We start from the raw sequence: 5,986 nt of genomic DNA on the forward strand, positions 1-5,986 counted from the left end.
GCGATGCACCCAACCAATAAAACGCGCTTTTTCATAATGAAATGGCCTCCCCTGTCACGAGGATAGGCACGCTTTCGCAGGCTGCCAAGCGGATTGACCGCTGGTTGCGCGGCACGGCGTTGAATGCCAGAACGGAGCGTCAACCACGGGGATGCTGCGCAGATGAACACTTTCAGGATGGTTGGTTTCACGGCCTTGCTCTCGGCAGTATCGGCACAGGCCGCGCCCGCTAAGACCGCGCCCGCGCCCCGACCAGCCGCACCCGCGATTGCGCTCCAGACGCTCAAGGACGTGACCAAAACGCTCTCGTCCGACGCCTATGAGGGCCGCAAGCCGGTCTCTGCCGCAGAAACCAAAACCACCGATTATGTCGTCCAGCGCTTCAAGGCGGCCGGGCTGAAACCCGGCAATAACGGCAGCTGGTTCCAGGCCGTGCCGCTCGTCGAAATGACCGCGCAGGATGTGTCGCCAATGACCATCACCGGCGGCAAGACCCCGCTCAGCCTCGCTTTTCGCGACGATGTCGTGGTCAAGAGCTACCGCGTCACGCCCAACATCGCGCTGAAAGACAGTCCGGTCGTGTTCGTCGGCTATGGCATCAATGCCCCCGAACGCGGCTGGAACGATTATGCCGGGGTCGATGTGAAGGGCAAGACCGTCATCATCCTGGTCAACGATCCCGACTGGCAATCGACGGAGCGCACGGGGTTGTTCGAAGGCAAGGCGATGACCTATTATGGCCGCTGGACCTATAAATATGAGGAAGCCGCGCGGCAGGGTGCGGCGGGCGCGATTATCGTCCACGACACCGAGCCCGCCGCTTACGGCTGGGGCGTCGTCCAGTCGAGCAATACCGGGCCACAACTCGAACTCGACGAGAAAGGCGACCATGCCGATCAAAGCGACGCGATCGGCTGGATCCAGCTCGCCAAAGCGAAAGAGCTGTTCGCCAGCGCAGGCCAGGATTTCGACGCGCTGAGTGCGGCGGCCAAGGTCAAGGGCTTCACCGCCGTGCCGCTCGGTGTGACGGCGTCGGTCAGCTTCACCAACACGATCAAACGCCAGGCCTCGAAGAATGTGATCGGCATCTTGCCGGGCAAGACCAAGCCCAAGGAATATGTCTTCTTCACCGCACATTGGGATCATCTCGGCCATTGTACGCCGGTCAAGGGCGACGGCATTTGCAACGGCGCGCTCGACAATGCGAGCGGCACCGCCGGCCTCGTCGCCTTGGCCGAGGCGAACGCCAAGGCGGGTCCAGCGCGGCGCAGCATCGTCTTCATGTCGGTGACGTGCGAGGAATGCGGCCTGCTCGGCTCGCGTTATTATGCCGAACATCCGGTCTATCCGCTCGCCACCACCGTCGGCGGCGTCAATATGGACGGGCTCAACACCGTCGGCCGCGCGAAGGATTTCGTCGTGACCGGCGCGGGCAAATCCGCGCTCGAGGACATGATGGCCAAGTTGGTCGCAGCCCAAGGCCGCGTCATAAAGCCCGAACCCAATCCCGAACGCGGCAGCTATTTCCGCTCGGACCATTTCATGTTCGCAAAACTCGGCGTGCCGATGTTTTACGGGGAATCGGGCGAGGATTTGCGCGTCGGCGGGGAAGCGGCGGGCCATGCCGCGACGCTCGATTACATCGAGAACCGCTATCACAAGCCGCAGGACGAATATAATCCGGCGTGGGATTGGTCGGGCGCGCTTGAGGATGTGAAGCTCTATTACGGGCTGGGCCGCGCCTTGGCCGACGGTGCGATGTGGCCCAATTGGTATAAGACGGCGGAATTCCGCGCCGTTCGCGACCGCGACCATCCCGAAGCCAGGACGAAACCATGACCCGCCCCCGCCCGCCCGCCGAATGGGCACCGCACAAGGCGGTGTGGATCGGTTTCCCGAGCCATCCCGAATTGTGGGAAGCCGATCTCGAACCGGCCCGCAGCGAAGTCACGGCCTTCGCGCGCGCGGTCCATGCCGATGGGCGCGGCGAGCGCGTCATCCTGGTCGCGGCGGATGAGGAAGCCGCCAAGGCGGCGCGGCGCATGGCTGGCGCTTTCGCCACTGTCGTGGTCGAGCCGTTCGGCGATATCTGGCTGCGCGATACCGCGCCGATCCTGCTGTCCGACGGGCGCGCGATGGATTTCCGCTTCAATGGCTGGGGCGGAAAATATGATCTGCCGGGCGATGACGATATCGGGCGCAGGCTGGCGGCGCGCAAACGGCTAACGGTCGAAAGCTGCGACTGGGTTCTGGAAGGCGGCGCGCTCGACGGCGACGGCACTGGCCTTGTCGTCACGACCGAGCAATGCCTGCTCAACCCCAATCGCAACCTCGCTTTGTCCAAGGCGGAAATCGAGCAACGGCTGCGCGACGATCTCGGCCTGATCGATGTGCTGTGGCTCGGCGACGGCCTGATGCACGATCATACCGACGGCCATGTCGACAATCTCGCGCGCTTCGTCGCGCCCGGCGTGCTGGCGATCCCCGAGGCGGCCGAGAACGACCCCAATTGGCTGGTCTATCAACGCGCCGCGCAGGCCGCGAGCGCGGTCGAGGGGCTGGAGCTCGTGCGCCTCCCCTCGCCCGGCCGCGTGCTTCGCGACGAGGAGATTGTCCCCGCCAGCTATATGAATTTCTACATCGGCAATGCCGCGGTGGTCGTGCCGCTCTACGGCGCGCCCAATGACGAAGCGGCGGTCGCGGCGGTGCAGGCGTTGTTCCCGGGCCGCACCGCAGTCGGCTTGCGCGCGGATGCGATCCTCACCGGGGGCGGCAGCTTCCACTGCATCTCGCAGCAGATTCCGGCGTAGCGCCAACCACCTCCGTTCGCCCTGAGCGTGTCGAAGGGCTACGTGCCTCAAACGCACCGGTCGAGAGCGGAAACCGGCCCTTCGCCAGGCTCAGGGCGCACGGAGAAGCGTAATCGGTTAGCCCCGATTACACCCGCATCGGCATCAGCACGTACAGTGCCGCCGACTTGTCATTCTCGCGGATCAGCGTCGGCGCGGCGGCGTCGGCGAGGTGAACCTCGATCGTATCGCCGTGCAATTGCCCGAGAATGTCGAGCAGATAGCGGCTGTTGAAGCCGATCTCGAAGCCCAATGCGGTATATTCGCCGGGGACTTCTTCGGCAGCGGTGCCGTTTTCGGGGCTGGTCACCGACAGGATGATCTTGTCGCGGTCGAGCGCCATCTTCACCGCGCGCGTCTTCTCAGTCGCAATCGTCGAGACGCGGTCGACGCCTTCTTCGAAGCTGCGCGGATCGATCTTGAGGATCTTGTCATTGCCGGTCGGGATCACGCGGCTGTAATCGGGGAAAGTGCCGTCGATCAGCTTGGAGGTCAGCAGCGCTTGCCCAAGATCGAAGCGGATCTTGGTCGGCGACAGCGACACGCCGACCGACCCGTCAATCTCGTCGAGCAATTTGCGCAGTTCGGCGATGCATTTGCGCGGGATGATGACGTCGGGCATCCCCTCGGCACCATCGGGGCGCGGCAGCGTGATCCGTGCGAGGCGGTGACCGTCGGTCGCGGCAGCCTTGAGCACGGGAAGCGGATCGTCCGACACGTGCCAGAAGATGCCGTTGAGATAATAGCGCGTTTCCTCCGTCGAGATCGCGAAGCGCGTCTTGTCGATGATTTGCTTGAGCGTTTCGGCCGGGAGCTCGAAGCTGACCGGCAGCTCTCCCTCGGCGATCACCGGAAAATCGTCGCGCGGCAAGGTGCCGAGCTGAAACTTGGCGCGGCCCGCCATGATCGTCATCTTGCCATCGGCGGCAGCGAGGCTGACCTGGCTCCCCTCGGGCAGCTTGCGGCAAATGTCGAACAGCGTGTGTGCAGACACGGTCGTCGCGCCGGGCTGATCGACTGCGGCTGCGACCGTCTCGTTGATTTGCAGATCGAGATCGGTCGCCATCAGCTTGAGGCCGCCTTCGGCGGTCGCCTCGATCAGGACGTTGGACAGGATCGGGATCGTGTTGCGCCGCTCGACCACCGACTGGACGTGGCTCAAGCCCTTCAACAAAGTCGCGCGTTCGATCGTCGCCTTCATGTCGTTCCCCTGGGCCGCCGCCCTTAATTTTTCCGGTCACGCCAAGCGCACCGGAGGCAATTCGCCGTATCGCATTCCTTAAACATAAAAGGGGCCGGAGCAAGCGCCCCGACCCCCGATTTACGCCCGCAAACGCGAGGTTTGGCCTAGAATCGAACGCCTACGCCAGCGACGACCTGATGCCGGTCGGTATCGACGCTGAAATTGTTGGTGTTCGTGCCATTGGCATATTCGAGCCGTGCGTTGCCGTAGTTCGAATAGCGATATTCGAGCTTGGCATAGGTCGTGCGGCCGATCTTCTGCTCGACACCGGCCCCGACGCGGTACCCGTCGAGGTTATAGTGACGGCCAGTCGTGGTGGTGCCGTCATTCGCGGTCAGATCGAGCCGGGCGTTGGTATAACCGCCCTTGGCATAGAGCAGCGTCGAGGGCGCGACGACATAACCGATGCGCGCACCGGCATAGAGGTCACGGCCTTGCTTGACGGCGCCATAGCCGAGTGCTGCGGCGCTGGCCGGGCGGTTGCTGACATCGCCGGTCGACCCGGTGACTTCGCCTTCGGCACCGATCACGAAGCGGTTGACCGCGACGTCATAGCCGAAATCGCCGCCATAGGTCAGGCCACTGGCCTTGCGGTCGCTGCTGATGTCTGAATTCGGACCACGGCCCGGCTGGAGCTTGTCATAGCCGAGGATGACGCCGACGCGCGGGCCGGTGAAAGTACGATCGTCGCGCGACGGCGGCGGGCCATCCTGCGCAAAGGCAGGGGCGGCGAGCGCGAGGCCGAGCGTTGCAGCCGCGGCGGTGAGGGTAAGCTTACGCATGTTGGTAACTCCATTGGTACAACCCACCGATCCCTGGTGGGGCTTCTCAAATAGGTGGCGCGGGCAAGAGTTGCATGAACCTCAGACAACAAGGAAAACCGTTGCTTTTGCGCCACACGGGGTTGAAAGGCAGGCCATGGATTCCAACGCCGCATTGCCGCCCAGAAGTGGCCGCGATTACATCGCGCGGCACGGTGAAACGGTGTTCAACGCCGCTGGACGGTTGCAAGGCGACCATCCGCACACCCCGCTCACCCGCGCCGGTTTCGCGCAAGCCGACGAAATGGGCCGGGCGTTGCGCGAAAAATTGGGGGCGAAACCGGCGCTGACCTTGTGGGCGTCGCCAACCGGGCGCGCGCTCCAGACGCTCGGGATCATCGCGGAGCATCTCGAACTCGACTGGCACGCCGCGCGAACCGATTCGCGGCTGGTCGAAATCGGCATGGGCAGTTGGGGTGGCGCGTATTACGCCGCGTTAGCCGAGGCGGGCGAGAAAGTCGTTGATCGCGAGCAGGGCCTGCTCTTCCCCGCGCCCGACGGCGAAACCTATCCCGAAATCGCCGCGCGCGTGTCGGCCTGGCTGGCGGATACCGCCGGGGAGGCGGGCGACCGGCTCGTTATCATGCACGGCATTTCGAGCCGCGTACTGCGCGGGGTGATGACCGGCGCGGCGGAGATTCCCGGCTATGGCGCGCCCGCTGCACCGGGACTGCCACAAGGATCGGTCGTGCTGATCGAGCGCGGGATCGAAACGACCGTCCACCGCGGCACGGGACACGCGCCGGCATGAGGCGGGCAATGCTGCTGCTGGCGCTGCTCGCGAGCCCGGCGCTGGCACGCGAATCGCTTGGCGTGTTCGACACCTGGGGTGCCTTCACCGATCCCTCGCCGCTGCGCTGTTTTGCCATCGCCCAGCCCGCGCAAGCGGGCGGCGCATCGCGCTGGCGCCCCTTTGCCAGCGTCTCGACCTGGCCGGGGCAAGCCGTGCGCAACCAGCTCCACATCCGCCTCAGCCGCGAACGCAATCCGCAGTCACGCGTCACGCTCTCGGTCGGCGAGCGCCGCTTCGAACTGGTCGCAGGCAATGCCGACGCCTGGGCCCCCGACACCCG

Annotated in this window: 7 protein-coding genes; 4 read left to right on the forward strand and 3 right to left on the reverse strand. The window is 64.6% G+C overall.

All coding sequences use genetic code 11. The annotated features are described in order from the left end of the window. Nucleotides 1-191 (reverse strand): hypothetical protein (locus tag ABWP09_RS13100; protein ID WP_353205568.1); only part of this gene is annotated, 191 nt, incomplete at its 3' end. On the opposite strand from ABWP09_RS13100, the gene ABWP09_RS13105 reads away from it, so the two are divergent. Continuing rightward, a complete protein-coding gene (locus ABWP09_RS13105) occupies nt 178-1,839 on the forward strand; it encodes a M28 family metallopeptidase (RefSeq protein WP_353205569.1) in 1,662 nt (553 codons plus the stop codon). The two genes, ABWP09_RS13100 and ABWP09_RS13105, sit on opposite strands and share 14 nt — an antisense overlap. Then, nucleotides 1,836-2,810: an agmatine deiminase family protein gene (locus ABWP09_RS13110; protein WP_353205570.1), complete on the forward strand. Its 975-nt coding sequence runs from the start codon at nt 1,836-1,838 to the stop codon at nt 2,808-2,810. The genes ABWP09_RS13105 and ABWP09_RS13110 overlap by 4 nt, the downstream gene beginning before the upstream one ends. 127 nt (nt 2,811-2,937) lie before the next feature. Here the strand turns inward: ABWP09_RS13110 and dnaN are convergent, their stop codons facing one another. Both dnaN and ABWP09_RS13120 read right to left on the reverse strand, forming a co-directional pair. After that, entirely contained in the window at nt 2,938-4,050 is a 1,113-nt protein-coding gene (dnaN, locus tag ABWP09_RS13115; RefSeq protein WP_353205571.1) for a DNA polymerase III subunit beta, read from the reverse strand. A gap of 146 nt (nt 4,051-4,196) precedes the next feature. After that, nucleotides 4,197-4,874, reverse strand: coding sequence for an outer membrane protein (locus ABWP09_RS13120; RefSeq protein ID WP_353205572.1), 678 nt, complete (start codon nt 4,872-4,874; stop codon nt 4,197-4,199). Between the two features lie 136 nt (nt 4,875-5,010). Here ABWP09_RS13120 and ABWP09_RS13125 point away from each other — a divergent pair, with 136 nt between their 5' ends. Together ABWP09_RS13125 and ABWP09_RS13130 are read left to right on the forward strand one after the other, a co-directional pair. Next, nucleotides 5,011-5,664, forward strand: coding sequence for a histidine phosphatase family protein (locus ABWP09_RS13125; RefSeq protein ID WP_353205573.1), 654 nt, complete (start codon nt 5,011-5,013; stop codon nt 5,662-5,664). After that, on the forward strand, nt 5,661-5,986 hold a 326-nt coding region (locus tag ABWP09_RS13130; RefSeq protein WP_353205574.1), incomplete at its 3' end, for a hypothetical protein. The genes ABWP09_RS13125 and ABWP09_RS13130, both read left to right, overlap by 4 nt.

Origin of the sequence: Sphingomonas sp. (assembly GCF_040398505.1) — a bacterium.
GTDB lineage: Bacteria > Pseudomonadota > Alphaproteobacteria > Sphingomonadales > Sphingomonadaceae > Sphingomonas.

Coding starts and splice junctions, on each gene's coding strand:
- ABWP09_RS13105 (WP_353205569.1), top strand. CDS start 178: ATGGTTGGTTTCACGGCCTTGCTCTCGGCAGTATCGGCACAGGCCGCG.
- dnaN (WP_353205571.1), bottom strand. CDS start 4,050: ATGAAGGCGACGATCGAACGCGCGACTTTGTTGAAGGGCTTGAGCCAC.
- ABWP09_RS13120 (WP_353205572.1), bottom strand. CDS start 4,874: ATGCGTAAGCTTACCCTCACCGCCGCGGCTGCAACGCTCGGCCTCGCG.
- ABWP09_RS13110 (WP_353205570.1), top strand. CDS start 1,836: ATGACCCGCCCCCGCCCGCCCGCCGAATGGGCACCGCACAAGGCGGTG.
- ABWP09_RS13125 (WP_353205573.1), top strand. CDS start 5,011: ATGGATTCCAACGCCGCATTGCCGCCCAGAAGTGGCCGCGATTACATC.